This window comes from Janthinobacterium sp. GMG1 (genome assembly GCF_034427795.1).
GTDB lineage: Bacteria > Pseudomonadota > Gammaproteobacteria > Burkholderiales > Burkholderiaceae_D > Janthinobacterium.
On sequence record NZ_JAXQNT010000009.1, the window covers coordinates 1 to 26,169 of the forward strand.

The 26,169-nt window shown below is 64.3% G+C and carries 25 protein-coding genes; 11 read left to right on the plus strand and 14 right to left on the minus strand.

The genetic code is table 11. The features are described from left to right. Window positions 1-387 (plus strand): molybdopterin dinucleotide binding domain-containing protein (locus tag SJI03_RS21505; RefSeq protein WP_322428512.1); only part of this gene is annotated, 387 nt, incomplete at its 5' end. On the opposite strand, the gene fdhD is transcribed toward SJI03_RS21505, so the two are convergent. The 4 genes from fdhD to SJI03_RS21525 form a co-directional block, all read right to left on the minus strand. Continuing rightward, complete coding sequence (gene fdhD / locus SJI03_RS21510; protein ID WP_322428513.1) at window positions 377-1,204, minus strand: formate dehydrogenase accessory sulfurtransferase FdhD; 828 nt, start codon at window positions 1,202-1,204, stop codon at window positions 377-379. The genes SJI03_RS21505 and fdhD overlap by 11 nt on opposite strands. A gap of 69 nt (window positions 1,205-1,273) precedes the next feature. Then, a complete protein-coding gene (locus tag SJI03_RS21515) occupies window positions 1,274-1,963 on the minus strand; it encodes a hypothetical protein (RefSeq protein WP_099379595.1) in 690 nt (229 codons plus the stop codon). Window positions 1,964-2,064: 101 nt separating this feature from the next. Continuing rightward, complete coding sequence (locus SJI03_RS21520) at window positions 2,065-3,522, minus strand: Ppx/GppA phosphatase family protein (protein ID WP_322428659.1); 1,458 nt, start codon at window positions 3,520-3,522, stop codon at window positions 2,065-2,067. 163 nt (window positions 3,523-3,685) lie between these two features. After that, window positions 3,686-4,768 (minus strand): calcium:proton antiporter, encoded by a 1,083-nt coding sequence (locus SJI03_RS21525; RefSeq protein WP_099379597.1) that lies wholly within the window; start codon window positions 4,766-4,768, stop codon window positions 3,686-3,688. Window positions 4,769-5,051: 283 nt separating this feature from the next. Here SJI03_RS21525 and SJI03_RS21530 point away from each other — a divergent pair, with 283 nt between their 5' ends. Further along, complete coding sequence (locus tag SJI03_RS21530; protein ID WP_322428514.1) at window positions 5,052-5,393, plus strand: hypothetical protein; 342 nt, start codon at window positions 5,052-5,054, stop codon at window positions 5,391-5,393. Window positions 5,394-5,399: 6 nt separating this feature from the next. Here the strand turns inward: SJI03_RS21530 and SJI03_RS21535 are convergent, their stop codons facing one another. Both SJI03_RS21535 and SJI03_RS21540 read right to left on the minus strand, forming a co-directional pair. Beyond that, the gene (locus tag SJI03_RS21535) at window positions 5,400-6,551 is read right to left on the minus strand and encodes a GGDEF domain-containing protein (protein WP_322428515.1); all 1,152 of its coding nucleotides are present in this window, start codon (window positions 6,549-6,551) and stop codon (window positions 5,400-5,402) included. A 37-nt stretch (window positions 6,552-6,588) separates the two neighbouring features. After that, the gene (locus SJI03_RS21540) at window positions 6,589-6,864 is read right to left on the minus strand and encodes a hypothetical protein (RefSeq protein WP_099379688.1); all 276 of its coding nucleotides are present in this window, start codon (window positions 6,862-6,864) and stop codon (window positions 6,589-6,591) included. Between the two features lie 165 nt (window positions 6,865-7,029). Here SJI03_RS21540 and SJI03_RS21545 point away from each other — a divergent pair, with 165 nt between their 5' ends. Beyond that, complete coding sequence (locus tag SJI03_RS21545) at window positions 7,030-7,800, plus strand: transferase spermidine synthase (RefSeq protein ID WP_322428516.1); 771 nt, start codon at window positions 7,030-7,032, stop codon at window positions 7,798-7,800. A gap of 154 nt (window positions 7,801-7,954) precedes the next feature. After that, the gene (locus tag SJI03_RS21550; RefSeq protein ID WP_322428517.1) at window positions 7,955-10,834 is read left to right on the plus strand and encodes an EAL domain-containing protein; all 2,880 of its coding nucleotides are present in this window, start codon (window positions 7,955-7,957) and stop codon (window positions 10,832-10,834) included. Here the strand turns inward: SJI03_RS21550 and SJI03_RS21555 are convergent. The 5 genes from SJI03_RS21555 to SJI03_RS21575 form a co-directional block, all read right to left on the minus strand. Continuing rightward, a complete protein-coding gene (locus SJI03_RS21555; protein WP_322428518.1) occupies window positions 10,824-11,057 on the minus strand; it encodes a hypothetical protein in 234 nt (77 codons plus the stop codon). The two genes, SJI03_RS21550 and SJI03_RS21555, sit on opposite strands and share 11 nt — an antisense overlap. 23 nt (window positions 11,058-11,080) lie before the next feature. Then, window positions 11,081-11,962 carry a LysR family transcriptional regulator gene (locus SJI03_RS21560; RefSeq protein WP_035817724.1) on the minus strand — a complete coding sequence of 294 codons (882 nt, stop codon included), beginning with the start codon at window positions 11,960-11,962 and terminating at the stop codon, window positions 11,081-11,083. Window positions 11,963-12,031: 69 nt separating this feature from the next. After that, a complete protein-coding gene (trhA, locus tag SJI03_RS21565) occupies window positions 12,032-12,649 on the minus strand; it encodes a PAQR family membrane homeostasis protein TrhA (RefSeq protein WP_099379604.1) in 618 nt (205 codons plus the stop codon). A gap of 85 nt (window positions 12,650-12,734) precedes the next feature. Further along, window positions 12,735-14,219 (minus strand): NYN domain-containing protein, encoded by a 1,485-nt coding sequence (locus tag SJI03_RS21570; protein ID WP_322428520.1) that lies wholly within the window; start codon window positions 14,217-14,219, stop codon window positions 12,735-12,737. A 111-nt stretch (window positions 14,220-14,330) separates the two neighbouring features. Then, window positions 14,331-15,425 carry a dienelactone hydrolase family protein gene (locus SJI03_RS21575; RefSeq protein ID WP_322428521.1) on the minus strand — a complete coding sequence of 365 codons (1,095 nt, stop codon included), beginning with the start codon at window positions 15,423-15,425 and terminating at the stop codon, window positions 14,331-14,333. A gap of 255 nt (window positions 15,426-15,680) precedes the next feature. On the opposite strand from SJI03_RS21575, the gene SJI03_RS21580 reads away from it, so the two are divergent. Further along, a complete protein-coding gene (locus tag SJI03_RS21580; protein WP_128139728.1) occupies window positions 15,681-16,052 on the plus strand; it encodes a flagellar basal body protein in 372 nt (123 codons plus the stop codon). A gap of 25 nt (window positions 16,053-16,077) precedes the next feature. On the opposite strand, the gene SJI03_RS21585 is transcribed toward SJI03_RS21580, so the two are convergent. Continuing rightward, window positions 16,078-16,677, minus strand: coding sequence for a TetR/AcrR family transcriptional regulator (locus SJI03_RS21585; protein WP_099379607.1), 600 nt, complete (start codon window positions 16,675-16,677; stop codon window positions 16,078-16,080). 140 nt (window positions 16,678-16,817) lie between these two features. Here SJI03_RS21585 and SJI03_RS21590 point away from each other — a divergent pair, with 140 nt between their 5' ends. Genes SJI03_RS21590 through SJI03_RS21600 form a run of 3 tightly spaced genes read left to right on the plus strand, consistent with a single transcriptional unit; the run spans window position 16,818 to window position 19,673 of the window. Continuing rightward, window positions 16,818-17,879 carry a sugar phosphate isomerase/epimerase gene (locus tag SJI03_RS21590; RefSeq protein WP_322428522.1) on the plus strand — a complete coding sequence of 354 codons (1,062 nt, stop codon included), beginning with the start codon at window positions 16,818-16,820 and terminating at the stop codon, window positions 17,877-17,879. Between the two features lie 13 nt (window positions 17,880-17,892). Next, a complete protein-coding gene (locus tag SJI03_RS21595) occupies window positions 17,893-18,747 on the plus strand; it encodes an alpha/beta hydrolase (RefSeq protein WP_322428523.1) in 855 nt (284 codons plus the stop codon). Next, window positions 18,744-19,673 (plus strand): alpha/beta hydrolase, encoded by a 930-nt coding sequence (locus tag SJI03_RS21600; protein ID WP_322428524.1) that lies wholly within the window; start codon window positions 18,744-18,746, stop codon window positions 19,671-19,673. Before SJI03_RS21595 ends, SJI03_RS21600 begins: the two co-directional genes overlap by 4 nt. Window positions 19,674-19,728: 55 nt before the next feature. On the opposite strand, the gene SJI03_RS21605 is transcribed toward SJI03_RS21600, so the two are convergent. Together SJI03_RS21605 and SJI03_RS21610 are read right to left on the minus strand one after the other, a co-directional pair. Further along, entirely contained in the window at window positions 19,729-20,265 is a 537-nt protein-coding gene (locus SJI03_RS21605; RefSeq protein WP_322428525.1) for a molybdopterin-dependent oxidoreductase, read from the minus strand. A 30-nt stretch (window positions 20,266-20,295) separates the two neighbouring features. After that, window positions 20,296-22,278 carry a TonB-dependent receptor gene (locus SJI03_RS21610; RefSeq protein WP_322428526.1) on the minus strand — a complete coding sequence of 661 codons (1,983 nt, stop codon included), beginning with the start codon at window positions 22,276-22,278 and terminating at the stop codon, window positions 20,296-20,298. Between the two features lie 288 nt (window positions 22,279-22,566). On the opposite strand from SJI03_RS21610, the gene SJI03_RS21615 reads away from it, so the two are divergent. From SJI03_RS21615 to SJI03_RS21625, 3 genes are read left to right on the plus strand one after another with little or no spacing between them, the layout of a single operon-like run. Further along, entirely contained in the window at window positions 22,567-23,391 is an 825-nt protein-coding gene (locus SJI03_RS21615) for an IclR family transcriptional regulator (RefSeq protein WP_099379613.1), read from the plus strand. Window positions 23,392-23,442: 51 nt separating this feature from the next. Continuing rightward, window positions 23,443-24,597: an acyl-CoA dehydrogenase family protein gene (locus SJI03_RS21620; protein ID WP_322428527.1), complete on the plus strand. Its 1,155-nt coding sequence runs from the start codon at window positions 23,443-23,445 to the stop codon at window positions 24,595-24,597. 11 nt (window positions 24,598-24,608) lie between these two features. Next, window positions 24,609-26,147, plus strand: a complete 1,539-nt coding sequence (locus tag SJI03_RS21625; RefSeq protein ID WP_322428528.1) for a class I adenylate-forming enzyme family protein — start codon at window positions 24,609-24,611, stop codon at window positions 26,145-26,147. Window positions 26,148-26,169 lie beyond the last annotated feature (22 nt).

Here is a 26,169-nt window from a genome sequence, read left to right on the forward strand (position 1 = left end):
GCTAGAGCGCGCCACGGCGAACGCCTGATGGTGTTAATGAGCACGCGCTCGCACGACCAGTACAACACCACCATCTACGGCATGGATGACCGCTACCGCGGCGTGTACGGCACGCGCAAGGTGGTCTTCGCCAACGCGGAAGATATCGCCATGCTGGGCTTTGCCGATGGCGAGCTGGTGGACCTGATCGGCGCCTGGGACGATGGCGTGACGCGCCGCGCCGATGGCTTCCGGCTGGTGGCATACGATATCCCGCGCGGCTGCCTGGGCGCGTACTACCCCGAGACGAACGCGCTGGTGCCGCTGGCCAGCACGGCCGACGGCGCCGGCACGCCGACGTCGAAATCCGTGCCCGTGCTGCTGCAACGCAGTGAAGTTAAAGCGTGATGCCTGGCGTGTAATCGACGTAGGCATCCTGGCGGCAAAAGCCCACCAGCTTCATGCCCGCCTGCGTGGCGATGGAAATGGCCAGCGAACTGGGGGCGGAAATCGTCGCCAACAACGGAATCTGCATGCGCGCCGCCTTGCGCGCCAGCTCGTAGCTGCCGCGGCTGGACAAGAAAACGAAGCCGCGCCGCATGTCGATGTCGTGCAGCGCAAGGTGGCCAATCAGTTTATCGAGACCGTTATGGCGGCCGACATCCTCGAACACGTGCACGATATCGCCATCGGGCGTGCACCACGCGGCGGCATGCACGCCGCCCGTTTCCCGCATCAGCGCCTGGTGTTCGCGCAGGCCTGCGGAGGCGCGCGCCAATGCGGCCGGCAGGTCGACGTGGATCAGGGACGGCGGCAGCGCTTGCGGCTGCAAGTCGAGCATGTCGATGCTGTCGATGCCGCACACGCCGCAGCCCGTGCGGCCCGTCAACTGGCGGCGCCGGTCCTTCAGGCGCACGAAGTCTTCCTGGGCGATGCTCAACGCCACTTCGGCGGAATCAGCACGCAGGAACACTTCGCAGTCAAAGATGGCATCTGCGGAAGCGACCACGCCTTCCGTCAGCGCGAAGCCATAGGCAAATGCCTCCAGGTTGCGCGGTGTGGCCATCATGACGACGTGGGAAATGCCATTGAAAACCAGCGCGACGGGGATTTCCTCGGCGACGTGGTCGATGGCTGGGGTAGAGACGCCCGCCTGGTGGCGGACGATGGCGCGCTCGACGAAGCCGGCGCGTTCGATATCTGTATCTTCTGACATGGCAACCATGGGGGAACTATCACAGGCCCCATGGTAAACCAGAACGGCCAGGCAGGGGTGCGGCCCCTGCCCGCGCCATCAATCCTTCTTCGGACGGCCCGTTTTCAGCTGCGGCAAGCCGGCCAGCACGTTTTGCAGGGTGGCCAGGTCGATCTGGCTGATCAGCGCCACGCCGATGCGCAGCAATTCGCTTTTCTTGATTTCGAAACCGGCCTTCAGGCAGGCTTTTTTCACCTGGCCCAGGACTTCGTATTCCGCTTCCGGCATGGTGAAGCTGTCGCGCACGAGTTTCGGCTTGCGGGCTTTTTCCTTGACGGCGGCGACCTTGGCGACCGGCGCTTTTTTCGCCGGCACAGGCTTGGCAGCCGCTTTGGCCACCGGTTTCGCTGGCGGTTTCGCTACCGGTTTGACGGCGGCTTTCGCTGCAGGCTTGGCGGCGGGCTTCGCGGCAACCTTAGCCGCTGGCTTGGCAACGGCTTTGGCGACGACGGCCTTGGCCGCCGGCTTGGCGGCGGGCGCCTTGGCTGCGGCAGCTTTCGCTGCTATTGGTTTCGCTGCTACTGGTTTCGCCGCCACAGGCTTGGCGGCGACAGGCTTGACTGCGGCCGGTTTGGCGGCCACCGGCTTGGCCGCAGGCTTCACGGCTGGCTTGGCTGCAGGCTTGGCGGCTGGCGCGGCCTTGGCCGCTGCCGCATTGATCGAAGCGCTGGTGGGAAACATCGATACGGGTGCGCTGTCGGCTTTTTTCGCTGGGACGGTTTTGGTCATGGATTTTCCAATCTAGTAAATAATATAAACAATATATACTGTTTTTAAAAATATTGCTTGTTGCACATCAAGCCATGCGCACGGCATGGCGCAATGACCCACTATGCGCTGGCGCGGATGGTGAAATCGACCCCGACCTCATCCCAGAATTCCTGCTCCTTCTCGATCCAGAACGACACGGTGGGATGGTGCGCCACCCAGCCGCGCTTGATGTCGAGTTCAATGCGGTTCTTCATGCGCAGGCGCAGTTCGCTGAAATCGGCTTCGATGCGCGCATGCATGAGCAGGATCGACAGGCGCAAGGCCAGCACGGCCTTGGCAAAATCGGGATCGGACAGCACTTCGCCGATCTTGCGCAAGTTGCCCTTCTGCGCCAGGATCAGCCGGCTCATGGTCTTCTGTTCGCGCGTGGTAAAACCGGGCAAGTCCGCGTTTTCCACGATGTAGGAGGCATGCTTGTGATAGCCCGTCTGCGACACGGCCAAGCCCACTTCGTGCAGCAGGCTGCTCCAGCGCAGGGATTTCACCAGGGCGTCGGAGGTGGGCTTGAGCTGCGCGTACATGGCCAGCGCCTGCTCGGCCACCCGGCCGGCGCGCTGCTGGTCGATATGGAATTTCTCCATGCAGCCCTGCACCGATTGTTCGCGGCGGTCACGCTTGGTCGAACGCAGGTACAAATCCCACATCACGCCCATGCGCAAGCCCGCCTCGATCGGCGTCATGGCGGGAATGGCCAGTTCGCGGAACAGGCCGATCAAAATGGCCAGGCCGCCAACGATGGTGCTGGCGCGGTCGGGGCGCAAGCCGGGCATGTCGATGCGGCTGGTGTGACCGAGTTCAATGAAGCGGCGCGCCAGCGCCTCGAGGCTGACGCTCGTGAGCAAGCCGTCACCGAGCTTGTTGCGGGCGATGATGTCGGCGATGGTGCGGATGGTGCCGGAAGAACCGTATGCCGTCTTCCAGTGCTGCGGACGGTACGGCGGCGCGGCATCCTCGAAATGGCTGCGCGCCGACAGGATGGCCGCCTCGAACGACGGCGCATCGATGCGCCCGCCGATGAAGAACGACAGGCTTTGCTTGACCGTGCCCAGGCTGAACGACTCGACGCGCTCGATATCGTTGCCGCGCCCCAGTATCAGTTCGGTCGAGCCGCCGCCGATATCCATCACCAGCCGGCGTTCGCCGGGAATGGCCAGCGCATTGGCCACGCCCATGTAGATCAAGCGTCCCTCTTCCTCGCCCGAGATGATCTCGATCGGATGGCCGATGGCTTGCTCGGCCAGCGGCAGGAAGACGGCGCCGTTGCGCGCCACGCGCATGGCCGACGTGGCCACCACGCGCACGGCATCGAGTTCAAAGCCGGCGAGGATGGCGCGAAAGCGCTGCAGGCAGGCCAGCGCGCCCTGCATGGCCGCTTCGGTCAGGTCGCCATTGGCGTCCAGGCCTGCGGCCAGGCGTATCGGGTCGCGCACGCTCTTGACCACGCGGATCGTGTCGCCATCATGCTTGCCGACGTGTAAACGAAAACTGTTGGACCCCAGGTCCACCGCTGCATACATACTGGCCTCTTGTCTTGTCATTACTGTGCCAACTGAAAAAGTTGGCAAACTCAGTTGCTAAACTATATAAATCATTTAAACGATTTAAAAATCCTACCACACTACCCCCATCGTATGACAGCGGCGTGACAGGATTGTGACAAAACAGCAGCCGTGCGACGGCTTATGGGACGATGGTGGTGAACAGGTACACGGCGAAAATCACCAGATGCACCGTGCCCTGCATGACCGTGGTGCGGCCCGTGCCCAGCGACAGGGTGGCCACCATCAGCGACAGCAGCAACAGCACCGTCGACTTGATATCGAGACCCAGCGTGATCGTCAGGCCCGTGGCCAGCGACACAACCACCACGGCGGGTATCGTCAGCCCGATGCTGGCCAGCGCGGAGCCGAGCGCCAGGTTCAGGCTCGTTTGCAAACGGTTTGCGCGCGCGGCGCGCACGGCGGCCAGGCCCTCGGGCAGCAGCACGATGGCGGCGATGACGATGCCGACCAGGGTTTTCGGCGCACCCATGGCGGCAATCGCCGTCTCCAGCGCGGGCGCCAGCGACTTGGCCAGCAGCACCACGGCGCCCAGACACACCAGCAGCGCGCCGGCGCTGACCCAGGCGACGGTGGGCGTGGGCGGCGCCGCATGTACCTCTTCATCACCGACGGCTTCCTTGGGCAGGAAGTAATCGCGGTGGCGCACCGTCTGCACCAGCACGAAGGTGCCGTACAGGACGAGGGAAATGACGGCGATGAAGATCAGCTGGCTGGAATTGTAGAAGGGACCGGCTGCGCTCGAGGTGTAGTTCGGCAGCACCAGGGTCAGAACGGCGATGGCCGCCAGGGTGGCCAGCGACGCGCTCACGCCCAGCAGGCCGAAGGTCTGCTCCTTGTGGCGCCCGGCGCCCAGCAGCAGGCAGATGCCGACGATGCCGTTCAGGATGATCATGATGGCGGCAAACACGGTGTCGCGCGCCAGGCCCGTCGTTTCCGGCCCGCCGGCCAGCATCAGCGAGACGATGAGCGCCACCTCGATCAGGGTCACGGCCAGCGCCAGCACCAGCGTGCCATACGGTTCACCGATGCGGTGCGCCACCACTTCCGCGTGGTACACGGCGGCCAGCACGCTGCCGATCAGGCCCACCACCAGCAGGATCTGGTAGGCACCGCCGAGATTGAAGGTGGAACCGAACAGGAACAGCCAGCCGGCAATCGGCGCGGCAAGCGGCCATACAGGCAGGGATTTGAGCATTTTCATTATGGGCCTGGCAAGAGTAAAAAAGGGGAACTGCGGTGCGGACGGCTCAGGGCAGCCTGGCGTGCGCTCGATAGCATAACTTGCTTAGCTTAAATGAAAGTTAGGGTATGCACACGTTCGGGAACTGGTGCCCCGCGTTCCAGCGCCTTGCTGCAGTGCACCTGCTTGCTACCAGTAACTATAGTCCCTTTGGTAACATACCGTTGCAATTTTCTTGTGTTTTTGCTTCCGGCTGGCGTCATAATGCAGAGCCAGCCCTCGCGGCACCGACCAAGGACAGACCATGATTTCCAAAAACAGCGCCGCCATGCGCACGTTCTTCTTCTTCGCGGGCAGCGTATTTTGCGCCGTCGCACACGCGGACGCACCGCCGGTGCGCGCAGCGCAGGTGGACGCGAACTGGGCCACCGCGCCCGCGCCTGCCGCGGAGGCGCGCTGGCAAGACAGCCTGCCGCCCGCGCCACCCGTGGAAGCACGCGAAGAAAAGATCCTGCCCAAAAGCGAATGGCTCACTGTCGAACCGATGAAGGCGCCTGACCGGCGCTGCGATCCCGGCCTCGATGCCTTGTTCCTGCCCAAGGAGTGCGGCAAGGAGCCCAGCTGGTTGGGCTCGCGCAAGAAATAAGCCGATTTAAATATCGAGGGTGCTGACACCCTGCGCTTCCACGACCCTGTTGCGGCCAGCCTGCTTGGCCGCCTGCAGCGCCTCGTCGGCCCGCTTGAACAGGCTGACGGTGCTGTCTTCGGCTCGGATGGTGGTCACGCCCAAGCTGGCCGTCAGTTGCAACACGGCGCGCTCCGTCTTGACTGGCAGCACCTCCACGGCGGCGCGGATGCGCTCGGCCACCATCAGCGCATCGTCCAGGGTCGTGCGCGGCAGTTGAATGGCGAATTCGGCGCCACCGAGGCGACCCATCAGATCGCTGTCGCGCAGTTGCTGGCGGCACGTGTCGACGATGGTTTTCAGCACCGCATCACCCACCGGATGGCCATAGCTGTCGTTGACTCTTTTGAAGTGGTCGATATTGAGCACCACCAGCGCCGTCGGCAAGCCGGGCCGGCGCGCCAACGCCATCCACGGCGCCAGCGCCTGATAAAATCCGCGCCGGTTCGGCACGCCCGTGGCCGCGTCGAGCACTTCCAGGCGCGCCAGCTCGCCGCCCAGCTTTTCGCGCGACAGCAGCAAATAGCCGAAGGCGTTCGTCAGCATCATCAGGTACAGGGCGCCAAAGCCGGCCAGCTGCAGCAGTTCCGCGTCAAAATCGGGGATCGTGGCGGCCAGCACGCCGCGCGCGGCGATCAGCAAGGACAGCAGGCCCATGCTGACGACGAGGAAACGGCGCAGCATGCTCGCCTCGCGCCATTTCAGGCACAGCGCGGCCACACCGGCGAGGAAGAAGCCGGCCACGATCAGCGAACCGCCGGCGCTGCGCAGCAGCGGCGCCACGTCGAACAGATAACAGGCGGCAAACAGCCCCACCGACACACCCAGCGCCGGCAAGACATAGCGGCGCCAGCCGCTGCGCCCGGCCGCCTGCCACAGCGCGCCCGCATCGAGCGCCATGCCGGCAAACAGCAGGCTGTTGCCCAGCAAGATGGAGAGGGAATCTGGCAGCACGCCGCGGAAATACAGCAGGCACCAGGCCACGGCCTGGCATTGCTTGGCCACCGCCCAGGTGGACATGCTGAGCGACTTCTTGCGCTCGTACTCGAAGAAGAACAGGGCCGCGCACAGGCTCAGGTTGCCGAGTGCCAGGGCCAGTACCAGGGTCTTGATATCCATGGGCTACGCCATCGCCGCGCAAGCGCGGCAGGCCAGGTCAGATTTCGTGTTCGACATTGGTGCTGCCGTCGCCGATCTTGCTGGCCCAGGCCTGCACGAAATACTGCTTTTCCACCTCGTTGGGCGCCTCGTGCCAGAACACGATGAGGGTGCCCTTGTGGTCGTGGATTTGCGCCACTTTTTCAATGAAGCCGAAGTTAGCGGCTACGTCGGCCAGTGCCGCCGCGTAACCGTACACGCGCGTCAACCGCTCGATGCGGTCGGGCTCCGTAAAACTGTTCGTCGCCGTAATGATGGGGTGATCCAAAAACATGCTTGTCTCCATGGTGCCCGACTGCGCAGCCGTGCCGCCACGCGCCGTATGCATATACATATACGCATGCTCGGCGCGGATTAATCGGGTATGCTCACGGGAGCTTATCAGATTTCTCTGAATGCAACAAAGCATCTCCCCCAGCCCACTCAGCGAAGTCGTCCCATGCCGGAAAACAGAAGCACCACCCCACTTGCCCCGCAGGTGCATACCTGTGGCGACCGGCGCCGCCTGGAATTCCAACCCGGCATGATCCAGAGCGAAATGCTGCTGTCGCGCCCCGACCATCTGCTGCTGCGCTATGCGCGCGCCATGATGTGCTTTACCCTGTTCGTGCCGCGCCCGCGGCACATCCTGATGGTCGGCCTGGGCGGCGGTTCGCTGCTGAAATTCTGCTACCGCCACCTGCCCGGGACGCGCATCACGGTGCTGGAACTGCGCGCCGACGTGATCGCCCTGCGCGGGCAATTCATGCTGCCCCCCGACGATGCGCGCCTGCGCATCATCGAGACGGACGCCGTCAGCTATATCCGCCAGCATCCGGGCTGCGCCGACGTGCTGCTGCTCGACGGCTACGACGAAACGGGCTTGCCGCCGGCACTGGGCAGCGCGCGCTTCTATGCAGACTGCCTGCGCGCCCTGCTGCCCGGCGGCGTGCTGGTGGCCAACCTGTTCAGTTATGACGAGCACTATCCCGCCATGCTGGCGCGCCTGATGCTGACCTTTCGTGGCGCCGTCTGCCACTTCGACGGCATCGCCGGCAATAACCGCATCGTCTTCGCCGCCAAGCCCGAACAAGACGCCGATGGCCGCGCCGTGCGCGTGGTGCGCCTGGTGCGCTGGCGCCGGATATGCGGCCTGGCGTTCCTGAACCGCTGGCTGCCGGCATGGCAGTTGTGGCGTGTGCGCCGCCGGTCAGGCAGCGACAACGACTGAAAGTCGTCTTCCCCGGTCATAGATATTGTTGCTTATTAGCAGTGTTTTGGTGCAAAATCAGCATGATGGATGTGGTTTATGACAAACTACGGCCTGCGTGGGGCCGGCAGGCGCCGCCGAACCCATGTGTCCATGAAGTGAGATAGGAAAAACCATGCTGCGTGGCCGCCTGCCATTGTCGATTTCCGCCGCGGCCGCGCTGACCTTTGCCTGCGGCGTCAGCGTGACGGCCGTGCTGTTTGCCGCCATCAGCCAGCTCGAATACGACAAGATGAGCCTGAGCCTGCAGCAACGCGCCGGCGCCAGGGTGGCCGCCATCGAGCAGGGGCTCGACGATGCGGTCGAGGTGCTGACGACAACCAACCAGCTGTTTGCCGCCGTCGTGCCCGTCACGCGCGAACAATTCCACGATTTCACCACGCCGCTGCTGCAGCGCCACCCGTTCATCCAGGCCTTCAATTTCCACCGCATCGTGCCGCATGCGCAGCGCGCCGCCTTCGAGACCGAACTGCGGCGCATCGTGCCCGGCTACACCATGACGGAAATGCGCGATGGCGTCGTCGTGCCCGCCACGACGCGCACCAGCTACCTGGTGGTCGATTACCTCGAACCCCTGCAGGGCAACCGCCCCGCCTTTGGCCTGAACGTCAGCCCGAGCGGCGTGCTGGCGCGCGCGCTGGAACAGGCGATCATCAGCGGCCAGACCACCGCCACCGGCCTGCTGGCCCTGGCGCAAGGGCCGCAACGGGGCTTCGTCATCGTGCGTCCCGTCTACCGCCACGGCGTGCCCCTGCAAACGATACCGCAGCGGCGCGCGGCGCTGATTGGCGATACGGCCGTCATCGTGCGCGCGGGGGAACTGGTGCAGAAAATCCTCGCCGGCGCCGACCTGCTGGGCGACTCGCAGCTTGAACTCAGTGTCTACGCCGACGCCGGCGCCGATCCGCGCCAATTGATCTTCCGCCATGGCCAGGCGCCTGCCGACGAACCGGGCGGCGCCTGGGAGTCGCTGCCCCGCTGGCTGCACTTTGCCTACCATAACCATTATGACCGGGCCTTCACTTCCGCCGGCCGGCCCTGGCACGTGCGCGTGGTGGCCCATCCGCGTCCCTTCCTGGCCGACCACCTGGGCTCATTGTTTACACTGATCACGGGCTTGCTGTTCAGCGCACTGACGGCCGCCTTCGTGCAGTCGCTGACGCAGCGCTCGCGCCGCGTGCAGCTGCTCGTGGAGCAGCGCACGGCCGACCTCAAGCGCAGCAATGAGCTGCTCAGCGCCGACGTGCGGGCGCGCCAGCGCACGGAGCGCGCCTTGCAGGAAAGCGAAAAGCGCTTCCGCCGCCTGCTGGCCCTGTCCTCGGACTGGTACTGGGAACAGGACGCCCACTTCTGCTTCACGCACATCACCAGCGGTTTCACGGACAAGTCGAACATGCCGCTGGAACGCTTCATCGGCATGACGCGCTGGGACAACAACCCGGAGATGCGCAATTCGCGCTGGGGCAAGCAGCATATCGCCAACCTGGAAGCGCACCTGCCCTTTTCCAACCTCGAATATGCGATGCAGGACCGCGATGGCCAGCTGCGCTGGTTCAGCATCAATGGCGAACCGCTGTTCAACGAGCTCGGTGAATTTCGCGGCTACCGGGGCACGGGATCCGAAATCACGGAGCGCAAGCTGGCCGAGCAGCAAATCCAGCACATCGCCCACCACGACGTGCTGACGGGCTTGCCCAACCGCGCGCTGCTGCGCGACCGCCTGGCGCAGGCGATGGCCCTGTCGCGCCGCAAGAACCGCGCATTGTGGGTGCTGTTGATCGACCTCGACCGTTTCAAGTTCGTCAACGACAGCCTCGGACACAAGGCCGGCGACCTGCTGCTGAAAACCATCGCCACGCGCCTGCAGGCCAGCCTGCGCGAAAGCGACACGGTGGCGCGCCTGTCCGGCGATGAATTCGTCGCCATCCTGTGCGAGCAGGCGGACGAAGTGCTCAGCGGCGCCATCGTGCAGCGCGTGATGGATGCCGTGGCGCAGCCCGTGCTATTGGACGGCAAGGAATTTTTCGTCACCTGCAGCATCGGCGTGGCCGTGTATGACATGTCGCGCTACGACGCCCCTGGCGACGTGACCCTGAATGGCGAGACGCAGAACCTGATCGAACAGGCCGACATCGCCATGTACTGCGCCAAGAAACAGGGCCGCAACAACATCAAGTTCTACACGACGGCCATGAACCAGGCCACCCTGGAGCGCCTGCGCATCGAGACGGCGCTGCGCAACGCGCTGGAACGCGAGCAGTTCGTGCTGCATTACCAGCCGCAGGTGGACCTGGCCAGCGGACGCATCGTCGGCGTGGAAGCGCTGCTGCGCTGGCAGCATCCGGATCTGGGCATGGTGGCGCCGCAGCGCTTCATCGCGCTGGCCGAAGATACGGGGCTGATCGTGCCGATCGGCGCCTGGGTCATGCGCGAAGCGTGCGCGCAGGTGAAGCGCTGGCATGCGGCGGGACTCGACACCTTGCGCCTTGCCGTGAACCTGTCGGCGCGCCAGTTCAACGAGCCGAACCTTGTCGCGTCGATTGCCGACGTGCTGCTGGAAACGGGCCTGCCGCCCGCCTGCCTGGAACTGGAACTGACGGAAAGCCTGTTCATGCACGACGTGGCGCTGGCCGTCAGCCAGCTGCACGACATGAAGGCGCTGGGGGTGCAGCTGTCGATCGACGACTTCGGCACCGGCTATTCCAGCTTTGCCTACCTGCGCACCTTTCCCATCGACGTGCTGAAGATCGACCGCAGCTTCGTCGGCGACGTGGCGCGCGACGCGGACGACGCGGCCATCGTCGTCTCCATCATCGCCCTGGCGCACAATCTGAAGCTGCGCGTGGTGGCCGAAGGCGTCGAAACGGCGGAGCAGCTCGATTACCTGCGCCGCCATGGCTGCGACGAAGCGCAAGGCTATTACTTCAGCCGGCCGCTGCCCGCGCAAGAGGTGGAAGCCCTGCTGCGGGCGGAAGAAACACCCGTCATGCTGTAGCCGGCGGCGGCACCCTGGCGCCCAATTGCAGCTCCTGCCAATCGGGCTCGATGCCCGCCTGCGCCAAAAACGACGCCACATCTGATGCGCGGGCCGGATCGATATCCTGTTGCGGATGCGCCCACAACAGATCGCACTCCGAGCAAACGATCACCTGTTGCCCCGTTTTGCGGATGGTCGCATGCAGCAGGTCGCCATATTCGCCGCAGGTGGGGCACTCCATGCTCTTCTCCGTCATACCCGGCCTTACAGCTTCTGTTGCAGGAATTCGAGGAAGCAGCTGATGCGCTGCGCCAGCTGCGTGTTGCGGTAATACACGGCGTGGATCTGCTGCCGGTAGCCCGTATAGAACGGCTGCAGCACCTGCACCAGCCGGCCGGCCGCGATGTCGTCCTTCGTCATGAAGTCGGACAGGCAGACGATGCCCTGGTCGTGCAGGGCCAGCTGGCGCAGGGTTTCGCCGCTGGACGCGGCCAGCGCGGGCACGATCTGCAGGCTGTTGCCCGCTTCGTGGCGCAGCGGCCAGTTATTCCCCAGTTCATATTGCGCAAAGCCCAGCAGCGCATGGCCGGACAGCGCTTCCGGCGTGGCGGGTTCGCCGTGGCGCGCCAGGTAGGCGGGCGTGGCCAGCACGTGCAGCGGACTGGCACTGAGGGGGCGCGCATGCAGGGTCGAGTCGACCAGGGCACCGATGCGGATGGCGATATCGGTGCGGTGCTCGAGCAGGTCGGCGATCTGGTCGTTGCTGGTCAACTCCAGGCGGATGTCCGGGTACATGGCGCGAAATTCCGCCACGTGGGGCACCACGCAATGCAGCATGAAGGGCGAGGCGGCATCGACGGACAGGCGCCCGGCCGGCTTCTGGCGGCGGATGCGGATCGACTCTTCCACGTCTTCCATCGAGGCGAGGATGGCGCGCGCCTTGTCCAAAAATAGCTGCCCTTCTTCCGTCAGCTCCATGCGACGCGTGGTGCGCGTCAAGAGCGAGGTGGCCAGCTTGTCTTCCAGGCGCGACAGGGCGCGGCTGACGCCCGAGGTGGTTTGTCCCAGGTGCACGGCGGCCGCGCTCAGGGTGCCGCTGTCGATGACGGTGACGAAGATTTTCAGGTCGTCCGAGTTGATATCCATTGTTGCCCAATTTTCACATATCGCGCCATTATAATGGAATCATGGCAACAGTGAAGGCAGCAGGCAACGTCAGGCAACGTAGAACAAAATGGCGATAAAATGGCAGCTACTGCCGGCCAGCACGAACAGGTGCCAGATGCCGTGGCCATGGCGCAGCTTGTGGTCGGTGGCATAGAAAGCGATGCCGCCCGTGTAGCACAGGCCGCCTGCCACCAGCCACAGGAAGCCGTTCCACTCGAGCGCCGCCAGCAGCGGCTTGATGCCGATGACGATCAGCCAGCCCATGGCCACGTAAATTACCAGCGACAGGATGCGCGCGCCTTTCGCGTACACATATTCCTGCACGATGCCAAGCAGCGCCAGGCCCCAGACAACGCCGAACAGCGACCAGCCCCACGGCCCGCGCAGCGTCACCAGCATGAAGGGCGTGTAGGTCCCCGCGATGAGCAGGTAGATGGCGCAGTGGTCGAGCCGCTGCAGCACGGCCTTGGCCTTGCCGCGCACGCTGTGGTACAGGGTGGACGTCAGGTACAGGGTCAGCAGCATGGCCGCATACACGCTGCAGCTGACGATTTTCCAGGCATCGCCCGTGCGGGCCGCCACGACGATCAGGATGACGCCGCCGATGGCCGCCAGCGCGGCGCCCACCGTATGGGAAATGCTGTTGAAGCGTTCACCGTGGTACATGCTTAAGCCCGACGCACGGAGACGCAGCAAACACCCGAAGTCAGACCTTCAAGGCCTGACCCCGGTCCTTGCTGTGGGGCTTCAATCAAGCGGCTTCCGCCTTCTTGCGCGCGGGACGGCGCGCCGGCGTCTTGCGTGGCGCCTTGGCCGGCTTGTCTTCCGCCACGACAGCCACTTCGACCGGAGCAGGCTCCATGGTTTCGACCACGGCTTCAGCCGCCTTCTTTGCAGGCTTCTTCGCCACTGCCGCCTTGCGGGCCGGCGTACGTGGCTTGGCCTTCGGCTTCGCTTCGGCGACGGCTTCCACGATCGCTTCGGCTACCGGCTCAGGCATGGCTTCCACCACCGGCACCACCTCGACGTCGACAACTTCGGCGCGCGCTTCACGGGCGCCATCGCCATTCTTGCGGCCACCGCGGCCATTGCGGCGCGAACCGCGCTTGGCGTTGCCCTCTTCTGCCACCACCTCGGCGACGGCTTCGGCTACCTCGTGCTGCGCTTCCGGCTGCGGCGCCGGGGCATACTGTTCGACGACGACTGTTTCCACGTCGGCCACCGGCACGAAGGCCTGTGGCGCGGACTCACCGCGGCGTGGCTCATTCTGCTTGCGGCCGCCACGGCCATTGCGGCGTGAATCGCGGCGGCTGCCGCCTTCGCGATGATTGCCCTCTTCCACCGTCACGCCGGTCTCGCCGCGGGCGCTTGCCTCGCTGGCCACTTCGCCGTTCACGGCGGCCGGCACGGCCACCAGGCCGCTGCTGCGGTAGACATAGGCGCCCGATTTTTCATCGCGGCCAAATTCCAGCAAGCCGCGCGTCTGCGCTTCTTCCAGCAAGTTGCCGAAGGTGCGGAAACCGTAATAGGACTCGCTGAAGTCGGGCTTGCGGCGCTTGATCGCTTCCTTCAGCATCGAAGCCCAGATCTTGCCGCTGTCGCCGCGCTCCGAGACCAGCGCGTCGAACGTTTCGACGGCCATCTCAATCGCTTCCGTCTTGCGCGACTCGTATTTTTCCTTGCGGCGTACTTCTTCGTCCGGCGAACGCTTGGCGGCCGGGGTTTCGCGCGCATCGCGCTTGGCGGCCGTACGGCGGCTTTCGCGCACCAGGTCATCGTAGAAAATGAATTCGTCGCAGTTCGCCACCAGCAGGTCGGAAGTCGACTGCTTGACGCCCACGCCGATCACCTGCTTGGCGTTTTCACGCAGTTTCGACACGAGCGGCGAAAAATCGGAATCGCCGCTGATGATGACGAAGGTGTTGACGTGGGCCTTGGTGTAGCACAGGTCCAGCGCATCGACCACCAGGCGGATGTCGGCCGAATTCTTGCCGGACTGGCGCACGTGGGGAATTTCGATCAGTTCGAAGTTCGCCTCATGCATGGTGCCCTTGAAACTTTTATAACGGTCCCAGTCGCAATATGCCTTCTTGACAACGATGCTGCCCTTGAGCAGCAAGCGTTCGAGGATGGGCTTGATATCGAATTTTTCGTAATTTGCATCTCGCACGCCGAGCGCGACGTTCTCGAAGTCGCAAAACACGGCCATGCTGAGGTTTTCTGGGGATGACGCCATAAGGGTGAATTCTCGCTGATGATAAGGGCGGACGGGAAGCGCAACGCCTCCCTTTTCGCCTAGTATATTCGCCCATCCCCCGTTTCGGCGACAACTATCGTGCGCGGCAGCCTATTGCGCACCGCCGGCGGCGCTCGCGCTGGCGCCGGCAACGGGCCAAACGACGCTTTCATCGACCGAATACAGCTGGCACGGCAGGCTGCTGCGCCGCTGGCACGAGGCCAGTGCGCGGACATCGGGACTTTCACCCTCCTCGGCCCAGCCCCAGGCGCCGCTGGCCGACAGGGCAAAGGCGCGCGGCGCGGTTTTCTCCAGGAAGTCCCGGTAGGCGGCGCGCCCCTGCTCTTCCAGGTAGGGCACGGCGGCGATGTCGTCCTGCGGCGCGAAATGCGTGGCGGGCGGCGACGGCGCATCGGCCACGCGGTAGACCTGGCGCACCGGCATGCCGATCTGTCGCAGGAAGCGCTCGGTGGCAGGCAGCCACACGGCCACCCCATCGCGGCTGCCCAGGGTCAGGTGCGCGTCGCGCTTGAACGGGCCATAGGCGAGCAGTTGCGCCTGCCCGCCGGAACCCGTGAACGAGCGGAACAGGCGCTGCGCCAGGGCCGGCCCGAAATACGAGTCGTTGGCGCCATACAGCCACAGGCTGGGGATGTGGTTGTAGGCGCCCAGGGTGGCGAAGGACTTGGTCAGCGCCCCTTGCCAGTCACAGCCGGGCATGTCGACGCGCAAGCCGCCGGAAAAATTGAGCACGCCCCGTACGCCGGGCACCATCCGGGTGGCGAGCGCCAGCGCCGCCATGCCGCCGTACGACTGCCCCGCGACGACCATGCGCTGCGGGTCGACCCAGCTCTGGCGGCGCGCATACGCCAGCGCGGCCAGCAGGTCACGCGCCTGGCCCTGGGCGTTGCCCAGCATGTCGCAGCCGAAATCGCGGTAGGCGCCCGTGGAGCGCGCAAAGCCGGCGCGCATGGGCAGCATCACGGCATAGCCGCGGCGCACGAATTCCGTGGCCATGTAGATAAAACGCTCGCGCTGCTGCAGCCGCGCAGGGCCGGCTTGCTTGCCGTGATTCATCAACAGCAGGGGAAACGGACCGGGGCCGGCGGGACGGAATACCGTCGTTTCCAGCACCTCGCGCAAGCCGTCGCCTGCCGGCACCATGATGACCTGCTCGTTCAGGCGCGCATCGAGCGGCAATGGCACACGCTGGGCTTGCGAAGAAAGGCAGAGCGAGCCCAGCAGCAAACTCGGCAAAAAGAGGCGGGCAATGCGGGAAATGGCAGACTCCGTGGATGACTTCCCTGCCAGTCTAGACAGTGAAATACCACAGAACAATATAAAAAAATTACGTGATGTATATATTTTTTGCGGCAACCACCTGTGGGAAAAATTGTTGCCTTGCACCAACCACTTTTTCCAATGGCGGGAGTAAACTGGAAGCCTACTGAAGGAGTTGCCATGTCCATATCCGCCCTTACCACCGGCACCTCGGGGCTGACCGCCAACCAGCGCGCGCTGGATGTGGCCGCCAACAATATCGCCAATGCGAATACACCGGGCTTCCAGCCGCAGCAAGCCCAGTTCCAGGAAACCAGCCCGGCCGGCACGGGCGTGACCCTCTCCGTCGAAGGGCGCAAGCTGGCCGCCAGCGAAAGCGTCAGCGGCGCCAATGCGAATGCAGCCAAGGCGGCCGAAAGCCGGCCGAACGGCGTGGGCCTCGCGTCCGAGCTGACGGATAATCTCGTCTACAAGGCCGGTTTCAACCTGTCGGCGAATGTTGTCAAGGCGGCCGACCAGGCCCTGGGCAGCCTGATCGACGTCAAGACTTAAGCACAGCGACTATCGACAAGATAGTTTAATTTTTCATTTCCAGCGCCAACGGCGCCAGCGCCGGTTGAATCAGCGCCAGCAGCCGTTCGGCCGGAATGCCGTCGCGCGCCTGCACCGACAGACCGTGCAGCAAGGCCGCATAATAGTCGCCCAACGCCTGCACGTCCGCCTCCTCTTTCAATTCCCCTGCCAGCTGCGCCGCGCGCAGGCGCTCGATGACGGCTTGCGTGCGTGCGCGGCGGTGCTGCGCCAGCCAGTCGGCGATGCCCGCGTTTTCAGCGCTCGTGTTCGTGGCGGCAGTAACCACCATGCAGCCTTGCGGCTGGCCGCTGCGCGTATACAGCAGCACGGCCTCTTCCAGCATACGCGCCACCGCGTCGCGCACATTCAGGCTGGCCGCCAGCGCGTGCACGGCAAACGCCCCCTCGCCCGTTTCATACAGCTCCACGGCTTCGCGGAACAACTGCTCCTTCGAGCCGAACGCCGCATAGATGCGCGCCGAGGCGATGCCCAGCGCCGCCACCAGGTCGGCCATCGATACACCCTCGTAGCCGCGCGTCCAGAATGCGTCGCGCGCCTTTGCCAGCGCCAGCGCGCGGTCAAATTCCCTCGGTCTTCCTGCCATTTTGATCCTCTGCTTGCGAACTGGCGGCCAGTATAACGCCTGGCGCCCACGGCACGTTCGCACTTTATTTTGCATCGGTGTCTTGACCGCGCCAACAATTTCGCCTATTCTTTGTCGATCGACAAACAATAGGAGCCGATATGAAAACCATCCAAGGACCGAGCCTGCACCTGGCACAATTCGCCGCCGACACGGCGCCCTTCAACACCCTGCCTGCCATCGCCGAGTGGGCGGCCGGCAAGGGGTTCAAGGCCCTGCAGATTCCCGCCTGGGATGCACGCCTGTTCGACGTGGCGCAGGCCGCGCACAGCCAGGCATATTGCGACGAACTGGTCGCCATGCTGGCCGGCCATGGTCTCGTCATCAGCGAACTGACGACGCACATCCTCGGCCAGCTGGTCGCCGTGCACCCTGCCTACGACGCGCTGTGCGACAGCTTCGCGCCCGAACACCTGCACGGCCAGCCCGAAGCCCGCACGGCGTGGGCCATCGAGCAGGTAAAACTGGCGGCCATGGCCTCGAAGCGCCTGGGCCTGACCGACATGGGCACGTTTTCCGGCTCGTTCGCCTGGCCCTACCTGTTCCCGTTCCCGCAGCGCCCGCCCGGCCTGATCGAGACGGCCTTTGACGAACTGGCGCGCCGCTGGCTGCCCATTCTCGACGTGTGCGAGGAACAGGGCATCAACCTGTGCTACGAAATCCACCCGAGCGAAGACCTGCATGACGGCATCAGCTTCGAAATGTTTTACGAGCGCGTGGGACGCCACCCGCGCTGCAAGATGCTGTTCGACCCCAGCCACTTCGTGCTGCAGCAGCTGAACTACCTGGAATTCATCGACATCTACAAGGACCATATCCGCATGTTCCATGTGAAGGATGCGGAATTCAATCCGACGGGGCGGCAAGGCATCTACGGCGGTTACCAGTCGTGGGAAAACCGCGCCGGGCGTTTCCGCTCGCTCGGCGATGGCCAGGTCGACTTCAAGGCGATTTTTTCCAAGATGGCGCAGAACGATTACGCGGGCTGGGCGACGCTGGAGTGGGAGTGCTGCCTGAAGGACCAGGAAGTGGGTGCGCGCGAAGGCGTGGCCTTCATCAACGCCCACATCATTCCCGTCACGGACAAGATCTTCGACGACTTCGCCGGCGCCCCCGTCAGCGCGCAACAGATCCAACAATTGCTGGGCATCCAGCACAACTAATCAAGGAAACCATATGAACGACTTCATTCACGACTACGTCCGCATCGACGGCCAGCGCCTGCATTGCGTCATCGCCGGCGAAGGCAAACCCGTGCTGCTGATCCCCGGCTGGCCGCAAACCTGGTATGCGTGGCGCCACGTGATGGCAGCGCTGGCCGCCAACGGCTATCAGGCCATCGCCATCGACCCGCCCGGCAGCGGTCACTCGGACCGCCCGGCCGGCGGCTACGACACGGGCGCCGTGGCGACTACCCTGCACCGTGCCATGCTGGCACTGGGGCACGCGCAGTACGACGTGGTCGGCCACGACATCGGCATGTGGGTCGGCTATGCGCTGGCCAGCGATTTCCCGCAGGCCGTGACGAAACTGGCGCTGACGGAAGCCGTGATTCCAGGCCTGGCGCCCGCGCCGCCGATTTTTGTCGCGCCGTCCGACAATATCTTCCTGTGGCACTTCATGTTCAACCAGGTGCTGGACTTGCCGGAAATGCTCACGGCGGGCAAGGAGCGCGAGTACATCCGCTTCATCTTCGATCGCTGGTCGTACCGCCGCGACAAAGTGGCCGTCGACGTGTATGCGGACGCCTACGCCACGCCGGGCGCCTTGCGCGCGGGTTTCGCCTACTACCGTGCCATACCCGAGACAATCAAGCAAAACCTTGAGCGGGCGAACAGGAGCCTGGCCATGCCCGTGCTGGCCATCGGTGCCGACCACGCGACGAATGACGCGCCCCTGCTGACCATGCAGGGCAAGGCGGACAATTTGAAAGGCGCCATCGTCGCCGAATGCGGCCACTTCATCATGGAAGAACAGCCGGAAGCATTCATCGCCCACCTGCTGCCCTTCCTGGCGGGAGAGCCAGCGTGAGTCTCGATCCGCTGATCGCCGCCTGGCTGGAGCAGACAAAAGATGCACCGCCGCCCGCCTCGCTGGCAGACTTGCGCGCAGCCACGGAAACGGGCTTGCGCCAGTTGCACGGGCCATTGGAAGACGTCGCGTCGGTCAAGGATTACGTGCTGCCCGGCGAGCATGCACTGGCCGTGCGCGCCTATGTGCCGGCCGGCGCGGAGACGGGCCAGCCCTTGCCCGCCATCGTCTTTGCGCATGGCGGCGGATGGTGTCTGTGCTCGCTGGACCTGTACGACAACCCGTGCCGCGCACTGGCCAACGCCACCGGCTGCGTGATCTTTTCCGTCGACTACCGGCTGGCGCCCGAGCACAAGTTCCCCGTGCCGCTGGACGACTTTTACAGGGCGTTGTGCTGGGTCGCCGAGCATGCGGCGGCGCTGGGCATCGACGTAAAACGGCTGGCGGTGGGCGGCGACAGCGCGGGCGGCAACCTGGCGGCGGCAGCGGCCCTGATGGCACGCGACCAGGCCGGTCCCGCGCTGGCGCACCAGTTGCTGCTGTACCCGGCGCTTGATTTTGCCTTCGATACGCCGTCCTACCAGCGCCATGCGGAAGGCTTTTCATTGACCCGTGAAGCCATGCGTTTTTGCTGGTCGGCCTACCTGAACGAACCGGCTGACGGCACGCAGCCCTATGCGGCGCCATTGCGGGCAAGTACGCTGAAGGACTTGCCGCCGGCGACCGTGCTGGTATGCGAGTACGACCCGCTGCATGACGAGGGGATTACGTATGCACAGCGGCTGCGCGACGATGGCGTGGCGGCCGAGTGCGTGCAGCTTGAAGGCATGATCCACGCGGCTATGCACATGCTGGGCCTGGCGCCAGCGGCGCGGGGATTGTTCGACGTGGCGGGCCAGGCGATGAAAAAAGCACTGGCAATGTAAGAAAATCGGCCGCCGGGGATGGCTCCACGGCGGCCGACTTTGTCACTTCGGTACGTTACTCCACCAGTTTGCGCACCTCGATGGCATTGAGCCACTTCACGTGGCGCGGCCCCGTGCGAATATCCTTGGCCGAGATCAGCGCGATTTCGCCATCGTTGTCGTCGAGCGCCTTGCCATTTTTTTCGTAGTAGACGACCACGCCCTCGCCGGCTGGCGCGTTATACAGCTCGCCCCAGGAAAACACCACCGCGTAGCCATCGGTGGCGGTGGCGATGATGGCAAGCTTCTTGACGTCGTTGTGGCCGGGCGCGTCGAGCACCGCCTTGTCGAGGATGTCACGCAGGCGCACGCCCTTGTAACTGGTCATGGTCTCGGCCTTGTCGCCGTTATGGCGCGTGACGGCGATTTCCCCGCCGTTGGCCGGCGGCAGCTGGCGCAGGTCGGCCACCTTCAGGGTCAAGGGCGTTTCCACCATGCCCGTGACAGTCAGCGCGTGGCTCATGTTGTCGCGCGCCGGCGCCGGGTCGGCCCTCGCGGGCGCCATTGCCAGCAGTGAGGCCAAAACGAGGCCTGTCAGTATTGTCTTCAACATGCTGTGTCCTTTCATGGAACAATCAAAAAATCAGAACTGATACTGTGCATTAGCCAGCCAGGTACGGCCCGCGCTGGGGAAACCGTCAGCCAGCGCGTAATTGCGGTCGCCCATATTTGCCACACCCGCTTCCAGGGTCAAGGCTGGCAAGGGACGGTACACGGCCTTCAGGTTCAGCGTCGCAAAACCACCGAGTTCCAGGGTGTTCGACACCCAGCGCCCGCTATTCGATTCCGCAATGGCCACCACGTCGACCTGGCGCGCCGCGTGCAGCACGGCATGCGCCGTCAGCTTGTGGCGCGGCACATCCGTCAGGCGCATGGCGCGGTCGCTGACGTTCTTCATGTCCGTGTAGGTGTAGTTGCCACCCCAGTCCAGCCAGGCGCCGGCGCGCCCGCGCAAGCCCAGTTCCACGCCGCTGATATGCGCCCTGCCCGCGTTGCGCATCTGCGCGCGCACGCCCACGACATTCGCCACGCTCTGGATCTTGTCCTTCACGTCGCTGTAGAACAGCGCCGCCTCCAGATTGGCGCCCTGCACGTTTCCTTGATACCCCAGCTCATAATTCATCGCCTGTTCCGCGCGCAGGGCCGGATTTTCGATGTACGTGCCCAGGCGCTGCGAATAACGGTCCTTCAGGGTCGGCAGGCGCGACTTGCGCGCCACCGTGGCGTACACGCGCGAATCAAGACCGGTCTTGTGGAACACGCCCGCCTGCAGGTCAGTGGCAGTTTGATTCTCCGGCAAGGTATACGCATTGCCGGCGCTGTAGACGGTGTCCGGGCGCAGTGCATTGCGCGACACGCCCAGCGACAGTTCCGTCGCCGCATTGAGGGCAATGCCGTCTTCCGCGCCCAGGGTCCACAGGGCATCCTTGTACCAGGTGGTGCGCACGCCCTTGGCGTCGAGCTCCTGGTGTTCATCGGCCTTGTAGCTGGCCACAAAACGCAGGCTGTGCGCGGCCAGGCGGAACGATTCGAGTTCCACCGCGCCGCCATTCGTGCGGTCGTTATAGATGCTGCGCCCGCCGTTGACGCTGCCCTGACCGCTGGTTTTCAGGGTGGTGTAGCTGCCGTTCGTATAGGACGTGATTTCATTGTCGTAGCTGTCGTGGTACAGGCGCAGTTTCAGGCGCTCGGCGTCGCCCAGGCGCGTCTGCGAGACGAAATACACGCTTTCCTTGTTCCAGTACGGCCATTGCCAGTAGCGCGCGCCGACGGGATTCGTCGATGGCGGCTGGCCTTTTTCGCCATGCTGCTTGTAGTAGCTGAGCGCGTATTCGTCGCCCGCATGCGCGCCATCGGGCGTGTAGCCGACCTTGAACGACAGTTTATGGTCCTTGCGATACGCGTTGTTGCGCGTGCCGCCATCTTCCGTGGCCGTCGGGCGGAAATCGGACGACAGGGGAAAACCGTCGCTGTCGATGTACGACACGCCCGCCTGCAGATACCACAAGCCCTGGTTCGTGCCCGCGTTGGCCGACACCTGGCGCTCGCTGCCCGAACCGAATCCCACTGACGCATCACCTTCCATCAACGCTGTCGGTTTGCGCGACACCAGGTTGATGGCGCCGCCCAGGGTATTGGCGCCGTAGGCCACGGAACTGTAGCCTTTCGCTACCTGGATGGCGGCCAGGTCGCCAGTCGTGAAGCGGTTGAAATCGACATAGCCGTCATACGGCACGTAGACGGGAATGCCGTCGATGTACAGGGGCACCTGGCGCGCATCGAAGCCGCGGACGGCGACGGTTTTTTCGTTGCGCGAATTGGTCGACAGCGACACGCCCGACAGCAGATTCAAGGCATCGCCCACATTGTCGCGGTTAAAGCGGCGCATCTCGGCGCGGCTCACTTGCGCGCCCACCTGCTGTTCCATCTGTCCTGCCTGCTCGCGCTGGCCGACCACCGTCACCGTGCCCAGCACGAACGGCGCCGCCGCATCCGCGTCTTCCTTGCCAGCGGCCTGCTGGACCAGCGCCAGCATCACGGCGCCTGCCATTACCTGTTTCAACATCGTCTATATCTTTCCATTATCGTTGTATATCTTCTTATATAGCGATATACAAAAAAGTACAAAAAAAGCAGCCATGCATGCGGCGGCCTTCATCCAACAGCGCAATATACAGACGTATATAGCGATGCTCAAGCGACAAGCGCCGAAACGCTTGCGCAGGTCAATTTTCCCAACATTTCTCCTGCACCGCACCATTTCGCTGTGCGAACGAATGTTTCACAAAACGATTGACACGTCCCATTTGGCTAGGCAAACTGATTTCCAGGGAGCCTGAAAATGAATGCCAATATGACAAATATTCAAGCCGCAGCAGATCCGGAACTCATCGTCTTCAGCGATGACGAGGAGGGCAAGGACCGCCAGTTCGTCAACGCGCTGGCGCGCGGGCTGGAAGTGCTGCGTTGCTTCCGTCCCGGCGAAGTCTATCTGTCGAACGCGGACATGGCCAAGCGCACGGGCATCCCGAAACCGACGATTTCACGCCTCACCTACACCCTCACCAAACTCGGCTACCTGAATTACTCGGACAGTCTGGGCAAGTACCAGCTGGGCGCCGGCGTGCTGGCGCTCGGTTACCGCATGCTGTCGAACCTCGATGTGCGCAAGATGGCGCGCCCCCTGATGGAAGAACTGGCCGAACATGCGCAAGCCTCCGTCTCGCTGGGCACGCGCGACCGCCTCAGCATGGTGTACGTGGAGACGTGCCGCAGCAGCGCCAACGTCACCCTGCGCCTTGACGTCGGCTCGCGCATTCCCCTGATGACGACGGCCATGGGCAAGGCCCTGCTGTGCATCCTGCCGCAGGCCGAACGCGACTACCTGATGGACCATGCGCGCGTCCACGAGACCGAGCGCTGGCCGCGCATCAAGGCCGGCATCGAACAAGGCTTCAAGGATTACCAGGACCGGGGCTTTTGCATCTCGGCCGGCGAGTGGCAGAACGACGTGCATGCCGTGGGCGTACCCATGCTGGGCGCGGATGGCGAACAGGTGATGGCCTTCAATTGCGGCGGCCCCGCCTTTTTGCTGTCGCGCGAAAAACTCGAGTCCGACCTGGGACCGCGCCTGGTCACCCTCGTCAAGACAGTGGAAAAAAACCTGGGCCGCGGTTAGACTGCGCGCCCTTTCTCAACGATAGCTCAAATCAAAGCGCCGAGGAAACCGATGATACGCGACGAAGAAACCTTGAACATCCTGCTCGACAGCATCGCCCGTTTCGTGCGCGAAGTGCTGGTGCCGAACGAGGCGCTGGTGGCGGAAACGGACACGATCCCGCCCGCCATCGTGGCGCAGATGCGCGAACTGGGCCTGTTCGGCCTGTCGATTCCGGAAGCCTACGGCGGCCTGGAACTGAGCATGGAAGAGGAAGTGCGGGTCGCGTTCGAGATCGCCCGCACCTCGCCCGCCTTCCGCTCGCTGATCGGCACCAACAACGGCATCGGCTCGCAAGGCATCGTGATCGATGGCACGGAAGCGCAGAAGCTGCATTATTTGCCAAAACTGGCGGCCGGCGAGATCATCGGCTCGTTCGCGCTGACGGAAGCGGGGTCAGGTTCCGATGCGGCCTCGCTGCGCACGACGGCCGTGCGCGACGGCGACTTCTATATCCTCAACGGCAGCAAGCGCTATATCACCAACGCGCCCGAGGCCAGCATTTTTACCGTCATGGCGCGCACGGACCCCGTCAAGCGGGGCGCCTCGGCCATTTCCGCCTTCATCGTGGAAAAGGACACGCCGGGCCTCTCGCTGGGAAAAATCGACAAGAAGATGGGGCAGCAAGGCGCGCATACCTGCGACGTCATCTTTGAAAATTGCCGCGTGCCGGCAGCGAACATCATCGGCGGCAAGGAAGGCGTGGGTTTCAAGACGGCCATGAAGGTGCTCGACAAGGGCCGGCTGCACATCGCCGCCGTCTGCGTGGGCGCGGCCGAACGCATGCTGGCCGACGCGCTGGCCTACGCCATGGAGCGCCAGCAGTTCGGCCAGCCCATCGCGGAATTCCAGCTGATCCAGGCCATGCTGGCCGACAGCAAGGCGGAAATCTACGCGGCGCGCAGCATGGTGCTCGACGCGGCGCGCCGGCGCGACAACAAGGAAGACATTTCGACGGAAGCGTCGTGCTGCAAGCTGTTCGCCTCCGAAATGTGCGGCAGGGTCGCTGACCGCTCCGTGCAGATCCACGGCGGCGCCGGCTACATCAGCGAATACGCGGCCGAACGCTTCTACCGCGACGTGCGCCTGTTCCGCATCTACGAAGGCACGACGCAGATCCAGCAGATCGTCATCGCCCGCAACATGATCAAAGCAGCGCAAAAGTGAAGGAGGCCGCGATGGACATCCCTTCCCTGCTGGCCGGCTTGCCGGCGCGCCTGTCGGCCATTCCCGCCTACTGGGCCGCGCGTGCGCCGGACGCGCCGGCGCTGCATGAAGGTGGCTGCAGCTGGACCTACGCGCAGCTGCAGCATGGCGTGGAAAGTGCAGCGCAGCTGCTGCGCCAGCTGGACGTGCGCGCAGGCGACCGCCTGATGGTGGTGGGCGAAAACGGCGCGCTGCAGGTGGCGCTGATTTTTGCTGCCGCGAGCATCGACGCGTGGATCGTCAACGTCAATGCCCGGCTGTCGGCGCGCGAGATCGACACCATCGCCACGCACAGTTCCGCGCGGCGCGTGCTGTTCCTGGCCGGCGCCTCGCCGGAAGCGGCCGCGCACGCGGCGCGGCGCGGCGCCAGCCCCGTCACCGTCGATGGCATGGGCGAGCTGCTGGCGGGAGAGTTGAACGAAGCGTCCATTCCGGAAGCCTGCGTGCCCGGCAACGAACAGGTGGCCGCGCTGATCTACACGACGGGCACCACGGGGCAGTCCAAAGGCGTGATGCTCACGCACCGCAACCTGCTGTTCATCGCCGCTGTCTCCAGCACCTTGCGCGGCCTGACGCGCACCGACCGCGCCTATGGCGTGCTGCCGATTTCGCACGTGTACGGCCTGGCCTCGGTGGCCCTGGGCACCCTGTATGCGGGCGCCGCCCTGTACCTGGTGCCGCGCTTTTCCGTCGATGGCCTGCTCTCGGCCTTGACGGATGACGGCCTGACCATCGTGCAGGGGGTGCCGGCCATGTACGCCAAGCTGCTGCAAACCCTGGGCGGCGCCGATACCCCGCTGCCGACGCGGCTGCGCTTTGCGTATGCGGGCGGCTCGCCGCTGGCGCCGTCGCTCAAGCACGAGGTGGAAAAGCTGCTGGGCACCGCGCTGCACAATGGCTATGGCATGACGGAAAGCGCGCCCACCATCAGCCAGACGCGCCTGGAAACGCCGCGCCGCGACGATTCCGTCGGCATGCCGATACCGGGCGTGGAAGTGCGCGTGGTGAGCGTCGACGGCCTAGACGTGGCGCCGGGCGAGCCGGGCGAATTGTGGATACGCGGGCCAAACATCATGGCTGGCTATTACCGCGAACCGGCCATGACGGCGGCCACCATGCGCGACGGCGGCTGGCTCAATACGGGCGACATGGCGCGCCAGGACCCGGACGGCGCCCTCTTCATCGTCGGCCGCACCAAGGAATTGATCATCCGCTCCGGCTTCAATGTGTATCCGCTGGAAGTGGAAACGGCCCTGAACGCCCACCCGTCCGTGGTGCAGTCGGCCGTGGTGGGACGCACCACGGCCGATGGCAACGAGGACGTCATCGCCTATGTGGAACTGGACCCGCGCCAGCCCGCCAGCGTGGCACAATTGCAGGCCTGGCTGGCGCAGACCCTGTCGCCATACAAATGCCCGTCCGCCATCATCGTCATGGAAGCGCTGCCGGCCGCCGCCACGGGCAAGATTTTAAAGGGGCAGCTGCGGCAAATGGCGCAGAATGCACGATGAGTTGACCATGCAGTACCAGAAC